Source organism: Roseibium sp. (genome assembly GCF_965232425.1).
Classification (GTDB): Bacteria; Pseudomonadota; Alphaproteobacteria; order Rhizobiales; family Stappiaceae; genus Roseibium.
The window spans coordinates 5,881,198-5,898,062 of record NZ_OZ246971.1 but is presented as its reverse complement, the minus strand read 5'-3'; the positions used below and the strand labels follow the sequence as shown (position 1 = coordinate 5,898,062).

19 protein-coding genes are annotated in these 16,865 nt (G+C 60.0%); 7 read left to right on the top strand and 12 right to left on the bottom strand.

What is annotated here, in order from left to right; genetic code table 11:
- Positions 1–68: 68 nt before the first annotated feature.
- Positions 69–845, bottom strand: a complete 777-nt coding sequence (locus tag ACO08A_RS26925; RefSeq protein WP_422038920.1) for an ABC transporter substrate-binding protein — start codon at positions 843–845, stop codon at positions 69–71.
- 394 nt (positions 846–1,239) lie between these two features.
- Here ACO08A_RS26925 and ACO08A_RS26920 point away from each other — a divergent pair, with 394 nt between their 5' ends.
- The gene (locus ACO08A_RS26920; protein ID WP_422038919.1) at positions 1,240–1,887 is read left to right on the top strand and encodes a glutathione S-transferase family protein; all 648 of its coding nucleotides are present in this window, start codon (positions 1,240–1,242) and stop codon (positions 1,885–1,887) included.
- A 65-nt stretch (positions 1,888–1,952) separates the two neighbouring features.
- Here the strand turns inward: ACO08A_RS26920 and ACO08A_RS26915 are convergent, their stop codons facing one another.
- On the bottom strand, positions 1,953–2,876 hold the full coding sequence (locus ACO08A_RS26915; RefSeq protein ID WP_422038918.1) for a LysR family transcriptional regulator: 924 nt from the start codon (positions 2,874–2,876) through the stop codon (positions 1,953–1,955).
- A 181-nt stretch (positions 2,877–3,057) separates the two neighbouring features.
- Between ACO08A_RS26915 and ACO08A_RS26910 the strand changes: the two genes are divergently transcribed.
- Complete coding sequence (locus ACO08A_RS26910) at positions 3,058–4,053, top strand: MBL fold metallo-hydrolase (protein WP_422038916.1); 996 nt, start codon at positions 3,058–3,060, stop codon at positions 4,051–4,053.
- 81 nt (positions 4,054–4,134) lie between these two features.
- Here ACO08A_RS26910 and glp read toward each other — a convergent pair whose 3' ends face one another.
- The 7 genes from glp to ACO08A_RS26875 all read right to left on the bottom strand — a co-directional run bounded on the left by glp (position 4,135) and on the right by ACO08A_RS26875 (position 9,712).
- Complete coding sequence (gene glp / locus ACO08A_RS26905; RefSeq protein WP_422038915.1) at positions 4,135–5,412, bottom strand: gephyrin-like molybdotransferase Glp; 1,278 nt, start codon at positions 5,410–5,412, stop codon at positions 4,135–4,137.
- Positions 5,409–5,930 carry a molybdopterin-guanine dinucleotide biosynthesis protein B gene (gene mobB, locus ACO08A_RS26900; protein WP_422038914.1) on the bottom strand — a complete coding sequence of 174 codons (522 nt, stop codon included), beginning with the start codon at positions 5,928–5,930 and terminating at the stop codon, positions 5,409–5,411. Before mobB ends, glp begins: the two co-directional genes overlap by 4 nt.
- Entirely contained in the window at positions 5,927–6,580 is a 654-nt protein-coding gene (mobA, locus tag ACO08A_RS26895) for a molybdenum cofactor guanylyltransferase MobA (protein ID WP_422038913.1), read from the bottom strand. Before mobA ends, mobB begins: the two co-directional genes overlap by 4 nt.
- Positions 6,577–7,455: a formate dehydrogenase accessory sulfurtransferase FdhD gene (gene fdhD / locus ACO08A_RS26890; protein WP_422038912.1), complete on the bottom strand. Its 879-nt coding sequence runs from the start codon at positions 7,453–7,455 to the stop codon at positions 6,577–6,579. Before fdhD ends, mobA begins: the two co-directional genes overlap by 4 nt.
- A 292-nt stretch (positions 7,456–7,747) precedes the next feature.
- Positions 7,748–8,206, bottom strand: a complete 459-nt coding sequence (locus tag ACO08A_RS26885) for a BLUF domain-containing protein (protein ID WP_421982737.1) — start codon at positions 8,204–8,206, stop codon at positions 7,748–7,750.
- A 203-nt stretch (positions 8,207–8,409) separates the two neighbouring features.
- Positions 8,410–9,000 carry a GNAT family N-acetyltransferase gene (locus ACO08A_RS26880; RefSeq protein WP_422038911.1) on the bottom strand — a complete coding sequence of 197 codons (591 nt, stop codon included), beginning with the start codon at positions 8,998–9,000 and terminating at the stop codon, positions 8,410–8,412.
- 31 nt (positions 9,001–9,031) lie between these two features.
- On the bottom strand, positions 9,032–9,712 hold the full coding sequence (locus ACO08A_RS26875; protein WP_422038910.1) for an SDR family oxidoreductase: 681 nt from the start codon (positions 9,710–9,712) through the stop codon (positions 9,032–9,034).
- A gap of 248 nt (positions 9,713–9,960) precedes the next feature.
- Between ACO08A_RS26875 and ACO08A_RS26870 the strand changes: the two genes are divergently transcribed.
- Both ACO08A_RS26870 and ACO08A_RS26865 read left to right on the top strand, forming a co-directional pair.
- Positions 9,961–11,109 (top strand): Mrp/NBP35 family ATP-binding protein, encoded by a 1,149-nt coding sequence (locus ACO08A_RS26870; protein ID WP_422038909.1) that lies wholly within the window; start codon positions 9,961–9,963, stop codon positions 11,107–11,109.
- Positions 11,110–11,417: 308 nt separating this feature from the next.
- Positions 11,418–12,656 (top strand): multidrug effflux MFS transporter, encoded by a 1,239-nt coding sequence (locus ACO08A_RS26865; RefSeq protein ID WP_422038908.1) that lies wholly within the window; start codon positions 11,418–11,420, stop codon positions 12,654–12,656.
- A gap of 41 nt (positions 12,657–12,697) precedes the next feature.
- Here the strand turns inward: ACO08A_RS26865 and moaA are convergent, their stop codons facing one another.
- The 3 genes from moaA to ACO08A_RS26850 all read right to left on the bottom strand — a co-directional run bounded on the left by moaA (position 12,698) and on the right by ACO08A_RS26850 (position 15,444).
- On the bottom strand, positions 12,698–13,687 hold the full coding sequence (gene moaA, locus ACO08A_RS26860) for a GTP 3',8-cyclase MoaA (protein WP_422038907.1): 990 nt from the start codon (positions 13,685–13,687) through the stop codon (positions 12,698–12,700).
- Positions 13,688–13,889: 202 nt separating this feature from the next.
- The gene (locus ACO08A_RS26855) at positions 13,890–14,345 is read right to left on the bottom strand and encodes a MarR family winged helix-turn-helix transcriptional regulator (protein WP_422038906.1); all 456 of its coding nucleotides are present in this window, start codon (positions 14,343–14,345) and stop codon (positions 13,890–13,892) included.
- Positions 14,338–15,444: an Acg family FMN-binding oxidoreductase gene (locus tag ACO08A_RS26850; protein WP_422038905.1), complete on the bottom strand. Its 1,107-nt coding sequence runs from the start codon at positions 15,442–15,444 to the stop codon at positions 14,338–14,340. Before ACO08A_RS26850 ends, ACO08A_RS26855 begins: the two co-directional genes overlap by 8 nt.
- Positions 15,445–15,604: 160 nt before the next feature.
- On the opposite strand from ACO08A_RS26850, the gene ACO08A_RS26845 reads away from it, so the two are divergent.
- Genes ACO08A_RS26845 through ACO08A_RS26835 form a run of 3 tightly spaced genes read left to right on the top strand, consistent with a single transcriptional unit; the run spans position 15,605 to position 16,820 of the window.
- Positions 15,605–16,051, top strand: a complete 447-nt coding sequence (locus ACO08A_RS26845; RefSeq protein WP_422038903.1) for a cupin domain-containing protein — start codon at positions 15,605–15,607, stop codon at positions 16,049–16,051.
- Positions 16,048–16,389, top strand: coding sequence for an ArsR/SmtB family transcription factor (locus tag ACO08A_RS26840; RefSeq protein WP_421982746.1), 342 nt, complete (start codon positions 16,048–16,050; stop codon positions 16,387–16,389). Before ACO08A_RS26845 ends, ACO08A_RS26840 begins: the two co-directional genes overlap by 4 nt.
- Entirely contained in the window at positions 16,386–16,820 is a 435-nt protein-coding gene (locus ACO08A_RS26835; protein WP_422038902.1) for an SRPBCC family protein, read from the top strand. Before ACO08A_RS26840 ends, ACO08A_RS26835 begins: the two co-directional genes overlap by 4 nt.
- Positions 16,821–16,865 lie beyond the last annotated feature (45 nt).

Sequence of the window (16,865 nt, the reverse complement as noted above, 5' to 3'; positions counted from 1 at the left end):
CATATCGCAAACGAAAGCGCGGCGCTTGTTCCGCGCCGCGCTCCCGTGGTCGTCAAAGGGCCGTCAAATCAGCCGCCATAAACGTCGAAGGTGAAGTACTTGTCGTTGATTTCCTTGTACTTGCCGTTCGCGAGGATGGCTTCGAGTGCCTGGTTGAACTTGTCCTTGAGCTCGCCGTCGTCCTTGCGGATGGCAATGCCCGCGCCTTCACCGTTGATGACCGGGTCCGGCGTCAGGGTGCCGAGGATCTTGCAGCAGGCGCCGTCTTCGGTTGCCAGCCAGTCGGAAAGGACCACGACATCGTCGATGACGGCGTCGATACGGCCGCTGGCAATGTCGAGCTTGTACTCATCCGGCGTCGGGTAAAGCTTGAGGTCAGCCGACCCCAGTTTTTCCTCGGCATAGTTCGAATGGGTGGTCGACGACTGGGCGCCGAGCGCGATGCCGCTCAGGTCCGCATCGGAGGTTCCGGCGATGCTGGAATCCTTCGGTACGGCGATCGCCGGCGGTGTGTTGTAGTACTTGTTCGTGAAGTCGACCTTCTGCTTGCGCTCGTCGGTGATCGACATGGACGCGATGATCGCGTCGTACTTGCCGGCCTGCAGGCCGGGAATGATACCGTCCCAGTCAGAAGTGATGAATTCGCACTCGACCTTCATCTCTTCACAGAGCGCCTTGGCGATGTCGACGTCAAAGCCGATGAGCTGACCGTCGGAGGTCAGTGAGTTGAATGGAGGGTAGGCGCCTTCAGTCCCGATACGGACCTTCGACCAGTCCTTCGCTTGAGCACCACCAACGGCAGCCAGAACAGCAACTGCGGCTGCAGCCATACGCAAAACACGCATTTTTACTTCCCCTAATATTTTGTCGCGGCGCAAGCGGGTTCTTCCCGCCTTTTTGCCCGAAGGCCCTATTCCATACACTTCCGTCTAAATTTCAAGCATGCCCAACAAAAAAACACATTGTAATTTGCGCTTTTTGCGCCTTCAGATTGTGTGCCGATGCGGAAGGCACCATCTGGCTGTGCCGTTGGCGGCAGGATCGGAGCCGCTTGTTGCCAATCTGCCGGTCTGACCGGTTTCGGCGGCGCGTGGCGCGGACGGATCAGACTTTTTCATCGAATTCATGAAATAGTTGAATTTGTTCGGGCCGGAGAGACCCACTAAGCAGTTGGTAACCGCAACAGTGAAACTCGTGAACCGGCCGCATGGTGTCCGTTCCCGATCCATGGAGGCCCGAATGACGTCTTTCGAACTCTTTATCGGCAACAAGAACTATTCGTCCTGGTCGTTCCGGCCGTGGATTGCCTTGCGGCACAAGGACATTGCCTTTGCGGAGAAGCTCGTTCCCTTCGACTTCGAAAACGGCAACCCGGAGTTTCGCGCCTTTTCTCCGAGCATGAAGGTGCCCGTGCTGAAAGACGGATCGCTGACGGTCTGGGACAGTCTTGCGATCCTTGAATATGCGGCCGAGAGTTTTCCGGAAAAGGGTCTCCTGCCGCAGGACAGGCAGATGCGCGCCCGCGCCCGCGCCGTTTCGGCGGAGATGCACTCCGGCTTCTCGGCGCTCAGAAACGCGTGTCCGATGAACATGCGCCGTCAGGTGGAGGTGCTGGCCGTCGATGATGCCGTCAAGGCGGACGTATCGCGGATCGTGGATATCTGGAACGAATGCCTGAATGCCTCCGGCGGGCCGTTCCTGTTCGGCGATTTCACGATCGCCGACGCCATGTACGCGCCGGTTGTCAGCCGCTTCGCGACCTATACGCTCACGCAGGACCCGGTCTTTCAGCAGTATCACGCCGCGCTGACCGGCACGGAAGCCTGGCAGGCCTGGGAGGCGGAGGCACTGAAAGAAACCTGGTACGTCGCGGTCGACGAAGTCTAGAACGCGCGTCGCGGCGTTCCTCCGTTTTGTCGCCGCCTGGAATTGCGATCCGCTGACCCGGTCCCTCAGCTGCGCGCGTCGAAAGTCTTGTCCAGCGCACCCATTTCCTTGAAATAGTCCTGAAGCCTGTCGACGAACCGGCGCACCTTGATCGGAATGAAGCGGTTGGACGGGTAGACCGCGTGGATCGGGTGCGGCGGGTATTGCCATTCGGGCAGGACCAGCTCCAGTTCACCGGAGACCAGGTAGGGCTCGATCAGCCAGCGGTTTGCAATCGAAATTCCGAGCCCTGCAAGCGCCGCCTGGCGCAGGGTAGAGGAATTGTTGACGATCATCGCCGGATTGATCTTGATCGACAGCTTTTCTCCCAGCGTGCTGATGAACGGCACCCGGTCACCCGTCGAGATGTTCTTGTAGAGCAGATACTCGTGTTCGGGCAGTTCGGCCGGGTGGCGGGGGCGGCCCTTGCGGTCGAGATACTCCGGTGACGCGACCAGGCAACGCTGCGCAACACCAAGACGCCGCACGATCAGCCGTTCGTCCCTGATTTCCCCCATTCTGATGGCGACATCCAGCCGTTCCTGGATGACATCGACAAACTGGTCGGATAGTGAAATATCCAGCAGCAGACAGGGATGTTCCTTCTTGAACCGGATGAGGAAATCGGACAGAACGCTTTCCGCAAATCCGAGCGGCAGCCCGATCGAGAGCGGGCCGGACATCTGGGTTTCATCGCTCTGGACCGATCTGTCGGCCTCGACCATCCTTTCCAGAATGTCGCGTGCGTAGGCGTAATAGCGTTCACCGGCTTCCGTGAGCTGAAGCTGCCGCGTCGTGCGATTGAGCAGACGCGTGCCGAGCTGGTCCTCAAGTCCTCTGACCTGCTGACTGATGGCGGGTTGAGACACCCCGAGGTGCTTTGCTGCAGCCGAAAAGCTGCCGAGATTGACTGATTGAACGAAGCCCGAGAGTGCGCTGAGTTTGTCCATTTGAGTTCTTGAATCCGACGTCGGTGGAGGTATCCGTATATATAATTGCTGCTTATGAGTTTTATAAGGTTGTCCGCTCTTCAAAAACAATATGAATGAAACAACTTCTAGGAAGCCGCACCGGTGTCACGGTTGCCGGCCTTCAAATACATCTTCTTCAGGTCAAGCCGGGAGGCAGTTCATGACCCATTCCAATCCCTCTCTTTCCAGACGTTCCCTTCTGGGCGCCGCAGCTGGCGCTGGTGCAATTGCGGCTGCCGGCGGCATCACGCTAGTCGGTGGCGCAGCCAATGCGGCTGCGCCCAAGGCCGGCCAGCCGATGGCGGGTGCCTTGCGCTACAAGGTGGGCGACATGGAAGTGACCGCGCTGCTGGACGGTTATCTCGACGTCACGCCCGAGGTCGTGGTCGGCTACGATGCGGCGGAAGGCAAGCGCCTCAGGGACGCCGCGCTGATCGAGGGCGACGCGCTGCGCATTCCCGTCAACGCCTATCTGGTCAATACGGGCGACCGGCTGGTGCTGGTTGATGCGGGAACCTCCGATGCGCTCGGCCCGACCATGGGCCGTCTTCCTTCGGCGCTTGAAGCGGCGGGTGTCTCGCCGGACCAGATCGACGCGATCCTCATCACGCACATGCATCCCGACCACCTTTTCGGGGCTGTCGATGGCGACGGCAACAGGGTGTTCGCCAACGCGGAACTGATGCTTCCGGAAACCGACAATGCCTTCTGGTTCGATGATGCGGCCATGAATGGTGCGCCCGAACAGTTCAAGCCCTTCTTCCTCGGCGCGCGCAAGGCCGCGGATGCCTACAAGGGCAGCCAGACGCTTTTCACCGGCGACAAGGAACTGATGCCGGGTGTCAGCGCGATGGCGCTTCCGGGACATACACCAGGTCATACGGGCTACGTTTTCGACAGCAACGGCGAAACACTGGTAATTGCGGGTGATATCATCCACATGACGGTCTACCAGTTTGACCAGCCGGGCTGGGGAATCGGGTTCGACATCGACTCCGGCAAGGCCGCGGAAACCAGAAAGCGCTTCTTCGATCAGGCGGCGACCGATAAGCTGCTCTTTGCCGGCTCCCACATCCCGTTCCCGGGCATGGGCCGCGTTGCCAAGGATGGTGACGCCTATCGTTTCGTCGCCGCCGGATGGCCCTACGCCTATTGATGATGTTGATTTCGAGCCCGGCGGCCAGCCGCCGGGCTTGAAAAAGACCATCGAATAGGGTCTTACCTGTTGAGGTTGGTATTACTTGATCCCGAAGCCGGAGAAGGGCAGGTAGGTGACCAGGTCGCCTGCCTTGATTTGCGTGACATCTTCCGGGATCTCGATCAGGCCGTCTGCTTCACGCAGCCCCGTGATCAGGCCGGATCCGTCGCGCATGAATTTCCGGGCAACCTGCACACCATCGCTGTTCGTTTCCAGATAGCCCCGGTAGAACTCCCTCCGGTCCGGCTTTTTCTTCGGAATTTCAAAGCCTGCCGGCACCTGAAAGCTCTGCGGTTCAAGAAATTGCCCGCCGGCGAGGACACTCATGACCGGCCGCGCATAGAGAAGAAAGCAGACCATCGCGGCAACCGGGTTTCCCGGAAGTCCGAGAAAGACGGAAGACCCGATGGTTCCGAACATCATTGGCCGGCCTGGCTTGATGGCCAGTTGCCACATATGCTGCTGTCCGAGCTTGTCGAGCGTATCGAGAATGTGATCCTCTTCACCGCGGCTGGCGCCGCCCGTCGTCAGGATGACGTCGAAACGCTCCGCCGCATCCCGTAGCGTGCGTTCGATCAGCATCTTGTCGTCCTTCAGGATACCGAGATCCTCGATATCGACCGGGGCAATGGCGGACAGGCCGCGAAGAAGGAAATGGTTGCTGTCATAGACGTCGCCGACCGTTATCAGGTCGCCGGGCCGGCGCACCTCGTCTCCGGTCGAAACGAGCGCGACCCTGAGTTTCCTGTAGACGCTGACATCCGGCTTGCCGGTCGATGCAATGGCCGCCATGTCCTGCGGCCGCAATCTGTGACCAACCTTGACGATTGACGTGCCGGCCGAAACGTCTTCACCGGCTTTGCGGCAATTCGCACCGGGTTTCAGGCCCTGCGGAATGATGACGAAGTTCTCGCCGTCCTGCGTGTGGGTCTCGCAGTCTTCCTGCATGGCCACGGTATCGGCGCCGGGGGGCATGACGGCACCGGTGAAAATCCGGGCGGCGGCCCAGGGGCCAAGTACGGTACCGCTCGCGTGGCCGGCGGCGACGCGCTGATTGAGCCGGAAGAAACCGCCGGCTTCGTCGAAATCCGAATGCCGGAACGCGTAGCCGTCCACGGCGGAATTGTCGGCAAGAGGAACATCGCGCGGGGCACTCACGTCTTCGGCAAGGATCCGTTCAAGCGAATCTTCGAGCCGGATGGTTTCAGCATCCGCAATCGTCGTCAGCCTGTCCTTGAGGATCGCGAGCGCCTCATGATGTTTCAGCCTGTCCTTGTCGTGCAGAAAGCAGTCATCCAGCAGACGTTTTGCCGTCATGGTCCGGTCCTCTCCAGATCGAGGTGGCGCTCGATGAAATCGGCCATGGCAGGAACATCGTCCAGGTCGAAGACGGGCAGGCTCTCATCGGGCAAGGCATGGTCCGCAGCGACGGCGAGAATGTTCGGGTCCTTCGGGGCGAGGGGGCCACGATCGATGGTTTCCGTTCGCCTAGCCTCGATTTTCGGATGATCCTCGCGTTTGTAGCCTTCGATGAGAACAAGATCGCACGGTGCGAGCCGCGCGAGGATGTCGGCCAGAGACGGCTCGTCCTCCTGCCGCAATTCGTGCATCAGCGCCCACCTGCGGCCGGAAACCAGGGCGACCTCGCTGGCACCTGCCTCGCGGTGCCGGTAGCTGTCCGCTCCAGGCTTGTCGATGTCGAAATTGTGGTGCGCGTGCTTGACGGTCGACACCTTGAACCCGCGTGCAGTGAACTCCGCGACCAGCCGGGTCACGAGTTGCGTCTTGCCGGAGTTCTTCCAGCCGGTGATACCGAAGACGGGTGTGGTCGTCATGTGAAGCGTGCACTCAGCGTATTGCGGACGGTCGCCAGGTCGTCTGGCTTGTTGGCATTGAAAAAGGGATCGAGACCCGTTGCCGGGTCCCGATCGAAGGAAACTTCCACGCTGTCGTGCCGGTCGACGAAGGCGAGCACCTTTCCGCTCTGTCCGGTCTCGAGCCACCTGTGAAGATCGTCTTTCAGTCTGACGGGCCAGAGCCCGAAGACCGGATGCAATTTGCTCGAGGACGAGGCAAGCGCGATCACGGGGACATCGGCCGGCACGGACGCACACAGGCGCTCCACAAGGTCGGTCGGAAAGAACGGCGTGTCACCGGCGACCGATACCACGTGACTGACCGTGGGATGACATGTGTCCGCGTGGGTCAGTCCCGCCAGAACCCCGGCAAGCGGGCCTGCGAATTCCCCGACCGGATCGGGAACAACCGGAAGCCCGAACTGCGCGAACCGCGCCGGATCGCCATTGGCGTTCAAAACGATGTCAGGGACCTGTCTCGACAACCGGGCGAGGATCACGTCGAGCATCGACTTGCCGCCGATATCAAGCAGGCTCTTGTCGCCGCCGCCCATGCGCCGCGATTGCCCGCCCGCCAGGACGCACCCGAGAACCTTGTCGATGGTCAAGGCGTCGCGCTTTGCCGTCATTGCGCTGCCAGGCTCCCTTTTCGTTTCGATTTTTCCGGTTCGTCCTCGGCCGTGGCAGGGTCCATGTCGAACTCGATGCGCTCTGATCCCGCCAGAGCCACGAACCTTTTGCCCCTTGCACGGCCGATCAGCGTCAGCCCGGCCCGTTGTGCCAGCTCGACGCCCCAGGCTGTGAAACCGGAGCGTGACACGAGGATGGGAATGCCCATCATCACGGTCTTTATCACCATTTCCGATGTCAGCCGCCCGGTCGTATAGAAGATCTTGTCACCCGCAGGGACACTATTGAGCATCATCCATCCGGCGATCTTGTCGACCGCATTGTGTCTGCCGACGTCTTCCATGTAGACCAGCGGACGGTCTTCCTGGCAAAGCACGCAGCCGTGAATCGCTCCCGCCTCCAGGTAGAGCGAAGGTGTCGTGTTGATCGCCTTGGTCAGACTGTAGAGCCAGGATGTCCGCAGTCTGGCGTCAGCCGGCAGCGATGCCGTTTCGAAGCCGTCCATGACATCGCCGAAAACGGTTCCCTGCGCACAGCCAGACGTGCGGACCTTCTTCTTCAGCTTCTCCTCGTAGTCGGTTTCCCGCTCGGTGCGGACAACCACGACCTCGAGATCATCGTCATAGTCGATCTCGGTCACCACATCGTCGTCGGTGAGCATGTTCTGATTCTTCAGGTAGCCCACAGCGAGCAGGTCTGGATGATCGCCGATCGTCATCATCGTGACGACTTCCTGCGCGTTGAGATAAAGGGTCAGGGGTTTTTCGGTCACGACCCTGGTTTCGACGGATTGCCCGTTCTGATCGATTCCGGTGACCGTCGTTGAAAGCCTGGCGTCCAGGGGGTCGGGTTTCAGCACGTAAGGGCCTGACAAAGGCGCGTAACTCCACAACTGATTGTTTTGGAGACACTATGGGACGCGGCAGGCAAAGGGCAAGGTCTTATACCAACCTCGATAGGTAAGAACCTATTCGATGCTCTGTTCAGGTTCGCGGGCAAGGAACTGTGCAAAGTGCCTTGCACCCGTCCGCAGGACGGGCGCTGGCAATTCGATGTGCGGAAGCAGGAGCTGGGCGCGGCGGAAGCACGGACTGGACACGATGGGCTTCCGGCATGCGCTTCAGGGCATCACGGTTGACGCGGCGCAGGCAACGCCGCGACGGGCATCAGATCATCAGCATGTCATTGGTGAGCCGGCCGGCCTGCAATTCGGCCGCGAAGTGGCTGAAGGCCAGATAGGCTTCGTCCCGCGTGACGTCGCCCGGGTGATCCAGCAGCGGGCGCAACACCGGATGGGACGCCGCTGCGACACCGTCGGTCAGATCGCGGAAGAACATGAGTGAATTGGGGAACAGGCGAAAATCCACGGGCTCGTGGATGATGCCCTCGATGCTTTCGAGGCGCGGATCGTTCATCACGCAATAGACGGTATCCAGCACCTGTCCGGTCTGACCCTCAAGGATCTGGACAATATGCTGGTCGACGAGCAGCAGGGCTCCGGTCACCCCCGCCTTCCGGTTGATCCTGCGGATCCGGAGGAGGGTTCTGTCGATCTCGTCGGGCAACGGCAAACGCATGTTGTCCCATTTGATTTTGCTGCGGTAGCAGGCGCGATAAAGCTCCATTGCGTGTCCAATCGTTTCTGTGCCGATAGACAAAGCCTGCGCCTCAATTCCTCACAATTGCTTAAAATCTTAGTCAAATTGGAAGAAGAAGTGGGGAAACGCTGAATAGATTGTAAAGTTCTGAGGAAATCAGTGCTTCACCGTTGCGTTCCTAGTGAAAGAAAGCTGTGAAAAACCGGACACCAAACCTTTGTGTGGAAAAATCATCGTTGCCTTGACAGGGTGTAGTCCAGCCCGGTTCTGACGGCAGGCCACTCATGAGAGAGAATCGAATACACCGCCGTGTCTCTCAATGACCCGTCCGCAGCACGCTGATGCGATCTGAGAACGCCGTCGAGTTTCGCACCGAGGCGTTCAATCGCCGCCCGGCTCTGCCTGTTCATGAAATGGGTTCTGAACTCTACGGCAATGCAGTCGAGCTCTTCGAAGGCGTGGGCGAGAAGCATGCGTTTGCATTCGGAATTCAAGCCGGTTCTCTGAACTGATTTGCGGTACCAGGTTGAGCCGATTTCAACGCGCTTGTTTGCGGCATCGATGTTCATATAGGTGGTCATGCCCACAGCCGTCCCGTCCGGTGTCAACACGGCGAAAGGCAGCATCGACCCGGCCTCCTGCAACGCGAGCCGGCGGTTGATCTCGGCCTCGACTTCGCCGGGCGCAGGAATGGATGTGTACCAGGCTTTCCACAGGTCTCCCTCGGCCGCGGCAACGGCCAGGTCTGCGGCATGGCTCTGCGCCAGCGGGCAAAGGGTTGCGTGAATGCCTGTCAGGGTAACGGGAGGGGGCCAGCTCATGCGTGTGCTCCGGAGTTCGGATTGCGGTGTTTCAGAAGGGACGTTCCTCGCCGGTCCACTTGAAGAACCTTCCGGTGCGTTCAAGGTCGAGCGTTGCCGCGACAGCCAGGATACCTGCGGCGACATCGGCGGGGCAATTGTCTGCCGCAGCCCCTCCCATCGACGTTCGTACCCAGCCGGGATCGATCAGTGCGACCGGAATTCCCTCAGGCTCCAGTTCGGTTGCCAGCCCCTGCATGACCTTGTTGACCGCGGCTTTCGAAGCCCGGTAGGCGAGGGTGTCCGGCTTGCGGTATCCCATCCAGGACATCTGGCTGGAGATGGTGAGGATCTTCGCAACGCCCGACCTCCTGAGATGCGGCAAAAAGATCTGCGAGACCGCCAGCGGGGCGAGCGTGTTGACTTCCAGCGTTTTCAGGAAGCCCTCGAAGTCCATGTCGAGCGGGGATTGCCGGTCCGGGGTGATGATGCCGGCATTGTTGATGAGCAGGTCGAGGACTTCATCGAGATCCTCTGCAGCGCGGCGCACGCCGTCATGGTCGGTCACGTCGAAAACAAGCGGAACATAACCTTCACCCAGCGTTTCAGCGCTTTCCTGTGCTGCTGATTGCGACCGGACCGATCCGTAGACGGTCCAGCCGTCGGCGAGAGCCTTTCGCGCAAGCTCTAAGCCGATCCCGCGATTGGTCGCGGTGATGAGACAAGTGGGCATGTGACGTCCTGATGTTTCGTTGGCCTTGAGATGGCGCTTTGCAGTGCGGCCAGTACACTACCGTGAGCCGGCTGCGGTGCAACCGGATTCGCGCCAGCCACCGGAATATGCTCCTAGTGTGGCCGTCGTAGTCAACAAACAGACGCATGCAGCAATTTGGCGGCTTGTTTTTGTCGGCGCGCAAATTAGATTTCCTTGCGAAATACCGCGTTTCCTTCAGACAGCGCGCACAGCAACAGGACAGTGAAATGAGCGATGGAATCAAGCAGGCCGTGATCGAGAGCCTGAAACAGATCAAGGGTCCGGACCTTGAAGGGAACATCGTGTCGCTCGGGCTGGTTTCCGATGTGTTCGTCTCCGACGGTCGTGTCGCCTTCTCAATCACCGTCCCCGCCGCACGCGCGCAGGAACTCGAACCCTTGCGGCAAGCGGCCGAAAAAGTTGTCAGGGAAGTGGACGGCGTTGAGAACGCCATGGTGGCGCTGACCGCGGAGCGCGCACCGGGCGCCACGCGCAACACCGCCCCCCCACCCAAGCCGGCTCCCCGTCCGGCGCAACGTGCGCCTGAAGAACAGGCGGCAGCCAAGCCCGGCGTGCCGGGCATCAAGCACATAATTGCCGTTGCTTCGGGCAAGGGCGGCGTCGGCAAGTCGACGACAACGGCCAATCTTGCGCTGGGTATGGCGGCAAACGGCCTGAAGGTCGGCGTTCTGGATGCCGACATATATGGCCCTTCCGTGCCACGGCTCTTCAATGTGTCGGGCCGGCCGGAAACCGTGTCGGGGCGCGTTCTGAAGCCGCTTGAGGGCTATGGCATCAAGGTGATGTCGATGGGCTTCATGGTCGAGGAGGAAACCCCCATGATCTGGCGCGGGCCCATGGTCATTTCCGCGCTGACCCAGATGCTCAGGGAAGTCGCCTGGGGCGACCTCGATGTGCTTGTCGTCGACATGCCCCCCGGAACGGGCGACGCCCAGCTCACCATGGCGCAACAGGTTCCCCTTGCCGGCGCGGTGATCGTTTCGACACCTCAGGACCTTGCATTGATAGATGCCCGCAAGGGCCTGAACATGTTCAAGCGTGTCGACGTGCCGGTGCTCGGGATCATCGAGAACATGAGCTATTTCCTCTGCCCCGATTGCGGCAGCCGCCACGACATATTCGGACATGGCGGTGCGCGTGCGGAAGCAGAGCGCCTCGGCGTTCCGTTCCTCGGCGAAATACCGCTGACCATGAAGATACGCGAGACTTCGGACGCCGGCACGCCGATCGTGGTGTCTGATCCGGAAGGTCCGGTCGCCGAGATCTACAAGACCATTGCGGGGCAGGTTGTCGCCACGATCGAAAGCGCTGCAACCTCGCCCGATCGGGCCGCCCCCAAGATCGTCTTCGATTGAACCGAAAACCCGGTTGACTGCGATTGAAGACGAATGCGGGCGGGATTCCGTGATTGACCACGTTCATGACCGGACGCGTTCAGGGGACGCGGATGGTGGTATGCGGGCGATTTTTCAAAACACACAGGTTTTTAGAAAGTTCGATAAGTCAGAGAGTTAGAGCTGCTTTTCCTAAGGAGAGGAAGCGCATATCGAAGTCGTCGTGACGTTACGTGACACATTTTCACGGGCGGATCACGCCCCGGCATTAGAGTACCCAGCGTTGAGTGTGAAAAGTTTTCAATCGGACGTAGGGGTTGCGCTGCGGAATGGACTATGGCCATCCAGAGCAGAACAGGATTGTCGAGGCACCGTCTCTCGGCGTTTTGATAGCCATATCCACGGTCAGTCCGCTGGCAATGCAGATTTATCTGCCGTCATTGGCCGGCATGATGATCGTGTTTTCGGCATCGGCCGGCGAAATTCAACTCTCCATGTCCGCCTATTTCATCGCGGTGGCGGTTTCGCAACTGTTCTGGGGACCCCTGTCCGACCAGTTCGGACGCCGGCCCGTGATTGTCGCGGGAATGGCTCTGTTTGTGGCGGGCACCGTCTGGTGTCTTTTTGCCCCGACAATTGAATGGCTGATTGCCGCACGGGTCCTGCAGGCCGCGGGGGGAAGCGCCGGCATGGTGCTCGCACGGGCAATTGTCAGGGATCTCTATGGCCCTGCCCAGGCAGCAAGCCGGATCGGCTATGTCATGATGGGCATGGCCGTGATGCCTACGATCGCACCGGCCCTTGGCGGTGTCCTGGATGCGTATTATGGCTGGCAGGGTGGTTTCTTCCTGCTGCTGCTGATCGGGCTCGGCGCTTTCCTTGCAAGCTATCTCTTTCTTCCCGAAACCAATCGGTCACGCCGTTCGGCAGGTTTCGGCAGGGCCTTCCGGGCTTATGGCACCTTGATGAGTGAACCCCTGTTCTGGAGCTATGCGCTGACCGCAGCCTTTGCCGCGATGACGTATTTTGCCTATCTCGGCGGTGCGCCTTTCATCGCTGCGCAGCTGCTCGCGTTGAGCGCAGCGGACATGGGTCTGTATTTCATGTTCGTTGCGATCGGATACATTGCCGGAAACTTCCTGTCCGGGAAATTTTCCGAGCGGCTCGGGCTCTATCCGATGATCATTTCAGGCACGCTGCTGAGCGCCGTCGCCGTCGCGATGATGGCAGGGTTCGCCTCCGCCGGCATCGTTACGGCGGCGAGCCTCTTTCTGCCGATGTTCGTGCTGGGGCTCGGCAACGGTGTGTGCCTTCCGAGTACGATTTCGGGTGCGGTCAGTGTCCGTCCCGAGCTCGCGGGTGCGGCATCCGGGCTGGTTGCCTCGATGCAGGTCGGATTGGGGGCCGCTGCCGGGACACTCGTCGCGTGGCTGTTTGCCGACAGTTTTCTCGCCGGCTCTGCCTGGAGCATGATCCTGATCATGGCTCTCGGGGCCGCAGCCAACCTTGTCGCGGCAATGACAATCAAGCGGGCCACGGCTCCACAGCGGTTCGTACCCGCTGAATAGCGGTCTCACTTCTTTTTTGGTGACAAGCCTGAAGGCTGCAATCAGCCGCCTGTCACGCTCATGTGGCGCGAGACCGCCGGCTGCTTGGATTTCCGGTCGATGACAAAATCATGGCCCTTGGGTTTGCGGCCGATCGCCTCGTCAATGGCGTCGTTCAGGACGTCATTACCCTCCGATGCACGCAGCGGGGCGCGTAGATCGGCCATGTCGTCCTGCCCGAGGCACATGTAAAGCTGTCCGGTGCACGTGACGCGCACGCGGTTGCAGCTTTCGCAGAAATTATGTGTCAACGGCGTGATGAAGCCCAAGCGGCCGCCGGTCTCCTCGATCGTCACATACCGCGCCGGCCCGCCCGTCTTGTAGGGGATGTCCGTCAGCGTGTATTGCTCCGAAAGCCGCTGGCGCACTGTCGAGAGCGGCAGATACTGGTCTGTCCGGTCGCCGTCGATTTCGCCGAGCGGCATTGTCTCGATCAGGGTCAGATCATGGCCCTCGCCATGACACCATTGCAGCATTTCGACGATTTCGTGCTCGTTGACGTCCTTGAGGGCCACCATGTTGATCTTGACCTTCAGACCGGCAGCGGTCGCTGCACGGATGCCGCCGAGTACCTTTTCAAGATCGCCCCAGCGGGTTACCGCCTTGAATTTCTGCGCATCAAGCGTGTCGATGGACACATTGATGCGGCGGACACCGCAATCGTAGAGCTCCGTCGCGTAGCGGGCGAGCTGGGATCCGTTTGTGGTGATCGTCAATTCTTCGAGAGCCCCGCTGTCGAGATGACGTCCCAGGCTCCGGATCAGGCTCATGATATTCTTGCGCACCAGCGGTTCGCCGCCCGTCAGACGCAGCTTGCGCACGCCTTTTTCGATGAATGCGGAGCAAAGCCGGTCGAGTTCTTCGAGGCTCAACACCTCCCGCTTGGGAAGAAAGGTCATGTCCTCCGCCATGCAATAAACGCATCTGAAGTCGCAGCGATCGGTCACTGAAACGCGCAGGTAGGTGACGGCACGGCCGAAGGGATCAATCATAGGAGATGTCGGGCCCGGGGCATCGGCCGAATTGGTAGGAACGACAATTTTCCCGTCTGTCACGCTTTACTCTCCCATGCGTTCATTTTTGTTGACCACATCATATGGCGCGCCGTGCGACAATAGCAATGGAAACCGCCATGCTTCGGGGCACCCCGGACGACAGGTAAACTTGAGAGTGTAGTTTTGTCAATCGCGTGCTTCAGGTCTTCTCGTCCCGGTTCGCATCGAGAAGGGTGCGGATTTCGGAAAGGGCAGGGACAAGCTCTCGGATCCTGTCCTCCGGATACTGCTTCCGGAAGACGTCTATGTCGGGATCGATCGACTTGATGGCGGCATCGCGAAACAGCCGGCCGGCATCCGTCAGCCAAACGGTCTTGCTGCGGCCGTCTTCGGGATTTGGACGGATCTCGACGAGGCCGTGCTCAACAAGGCCGCTCAGCGTATGGGTCATTGTGGTCTTGGGGACCTGAAACGCCCTGGCGAGCGCGAGCGGGGTCTGTCCGTTCTTGACCCGGATGAGGTGATTGACGACGCTGAAATGAGGCAGGGTCAGCCCCTTGGGCAAACGCGCCTCCAGAGCCGTTCGGCTGAGCTGCGCGATTATCCCGATTTCGTTGAAGAACGCGAAAAACAGCGTTCGGGTTTCGTTATCCATTCATGATCCGTGTTTCGAGCGGCCAGCGCGGCGAGGGAGGCGTTGTCGGACCGTAGCCCAATCTGCCCAGCATCTGAACCGTTTCGCCGGGCTTGGCAAGGAGTTCGTGCGCCTCACGATAATGCGGCTGCATTTCCTCGAATTCCTGGAGCGCCTGGCTTACCGGGTGCAGGGCGAGCCCCAGTCTCGTGGTTTCCAGGTTCAGACGCAGCCAGCGCCGCCCGGCGTCAATCTGGTCCCTCCGGGCATTTGACCGGGTTGTCAGGACGACATAGGCCGGTGTTGCAGCCAGCATTTCGCGATAGATCTTCACCCCCTCCTGAAACCCGGTCGAGGCCGGGTCGAGCTGATCCTTCCGGTTCAACACGCCGGCTAGCATCAGGGTTTCTAGAAAGGGGCCGCCGAGATCGATACCATCCGGATTGGCATTGATTTCGGATTTGCCGAACCGCATCAGGTCAACGCTTTCCTTCAGTGTTCTGTGGGTCTGCATTTCCGTAAGCCAGGCATTCCAGGTGAGATCCCTGATCTGGGCCACCTGCGCGGTGTCGGTTATGACGGCTCCGAACGCTTCAAGTGCGGCGACCATGCTGGCCGGGACAGCCCTGTCCTGAAACGGCTCCTTGCAGGTCCGCCTTGCCAGGATCTGGTTTGCCAGGGGATCAACGCCGCTGCCGGACCGCAGCGACACGCGGGCAACAGGGCCGTGCTCGCCCTCCGGGAATGGCACGATATCGGCGGCACGGTTCTTCAGCGTGGCGGCGACGGACATCAGCTCCAGAAAACACCCCAGACCGATGAAAATCTGGCGGTGAAACGGATCGGTATGCGGCAGATCCCGGGTCTCGTCCCGATGCAGAAGGAAATCGTCGTTGCCTGAGAGTTCAAGAAGCCAGGGTTGCCTGTTGTGCGGGTTGGGTGCCAGCAATGCATGGGACAGTGCGAACAGCCTCGGGTCCTCGTAGGTGCCGGCAGTGTCCCAGGGGGCGAGTGCTTTTTCGGGTGTACGTGTTGCCAGGAAGGTGCCGGCCGACGCGGTGGCCGCAACCACGGCGCCGCCGCCGAGAATCGCGAGGGTCTTTCTGCGTGTCAGGGTCATCAGTCTCTCCATTGGTACGATATCGAACTAAATAGTGCGATATCGTACTAAAATCAACCTGGCTGCCGCGTTTTCGGAAATCTTTGAAAGAGAGGCTTGTAATGACACTAAAAGGTGTTATTTAAAATGACACCAAAAGGTGTTGTTAATGGAGGTGCAGATGTGCATGACGAAATGCCTGGGAGCGGTTGCTGCCACCCTTTTTGCTGGTGCTCCGGTTGTCGGGGCCGGTGCGGCAGAGATCAAGCTGACGGCTCAGCCGGATCTTGCATGGCAGACGACGGGCGAGGGTGTCGCCTTTGCGCCGCTGAAAGGGAACCGTTTCGAGGAAAGCTACATGGCGATGGTGCGGTTGCCGGCCGGTCTCGTCAGTCCGGTCCACACCAAGAGCGCCGGAATGTATGGCCTCGTCGTTGCCGGTGAAATGGTTCATTTGGCCGGGGACGGGGCGGACCGCGCGGAAAACGTCCTGAGAAGCGGAGACTACTATGAAATCCCCGCCGGACTGCCGCACCTGAGCAAATGCGTCTCGCAAGTCGATTGCGTCACGTTTCTGTACCAGGACGGACCGTTCGACTTTCTGCCGGTCGGGGAGGAGCGCCGATGAATACGGGACCGCAACCTGTTTTCCGGGCGCTTTCCGATCCGACCCGGCGCGAGATCCTGCTGCATCTGAGCCGGGAAAGCCTCGCGATCTCCGAAATTTCGGAACGGTTCGGCATCACGCGGACCGCAATCAACAAGCATCTGGCGATCCTTGAAGAGGGCGGTCTCGTCAGGAGCGAGACGATCGGACGGGAGCGCCGGAAGAGCCTCTCTCCGGAGCCGTTGAGGTCGGCATTCGAATGGCTCGGATTCTTCGAACAGTTCTGGGACCGCAAACTGGCCGATCTGCAGCGTGAAATTGCCAGGGACATGAAGGAAAAGGAAGGAAAACCGAAATGACTGCGACCACGATCACCAAGACGATATTCCTGAACGCGCCGCGCGAACATGTCTGGTCATTCCTGACCGAGAAGGACAAGCTTGCACGCTGGTTCCATCCGGCGGAAGAAGACCTGCAGGAAGGCGCGGACTATACGCTTCTCGACCAGCATGGTGACATGAACAGGATCTGCTGGGGCAGGGTTCTCGAAATGAAACCGTACGAATGCCTTGTCTACACCTTTACCGTGAAGCCATTGAACGGGGCTATGACCACCGTTCGCTGGACGCTGGAGGATGCGGCTGGCGGAACGCGTCTGACGCTTGTTCACGAAGGCATCGAACAGGCGGCAGGAGAGGCAGCTTTCATGATGCTGAGCGCGCTTGATGCGGGCTGGGACGAGCATTTCGGACGGTTCCGCACCCAGGTTCGCGAACCTGTTCCCGCGTAACTGGAGTATTGATGTCGGCGGCCGGCGGAAATTGCCGGCCGCACC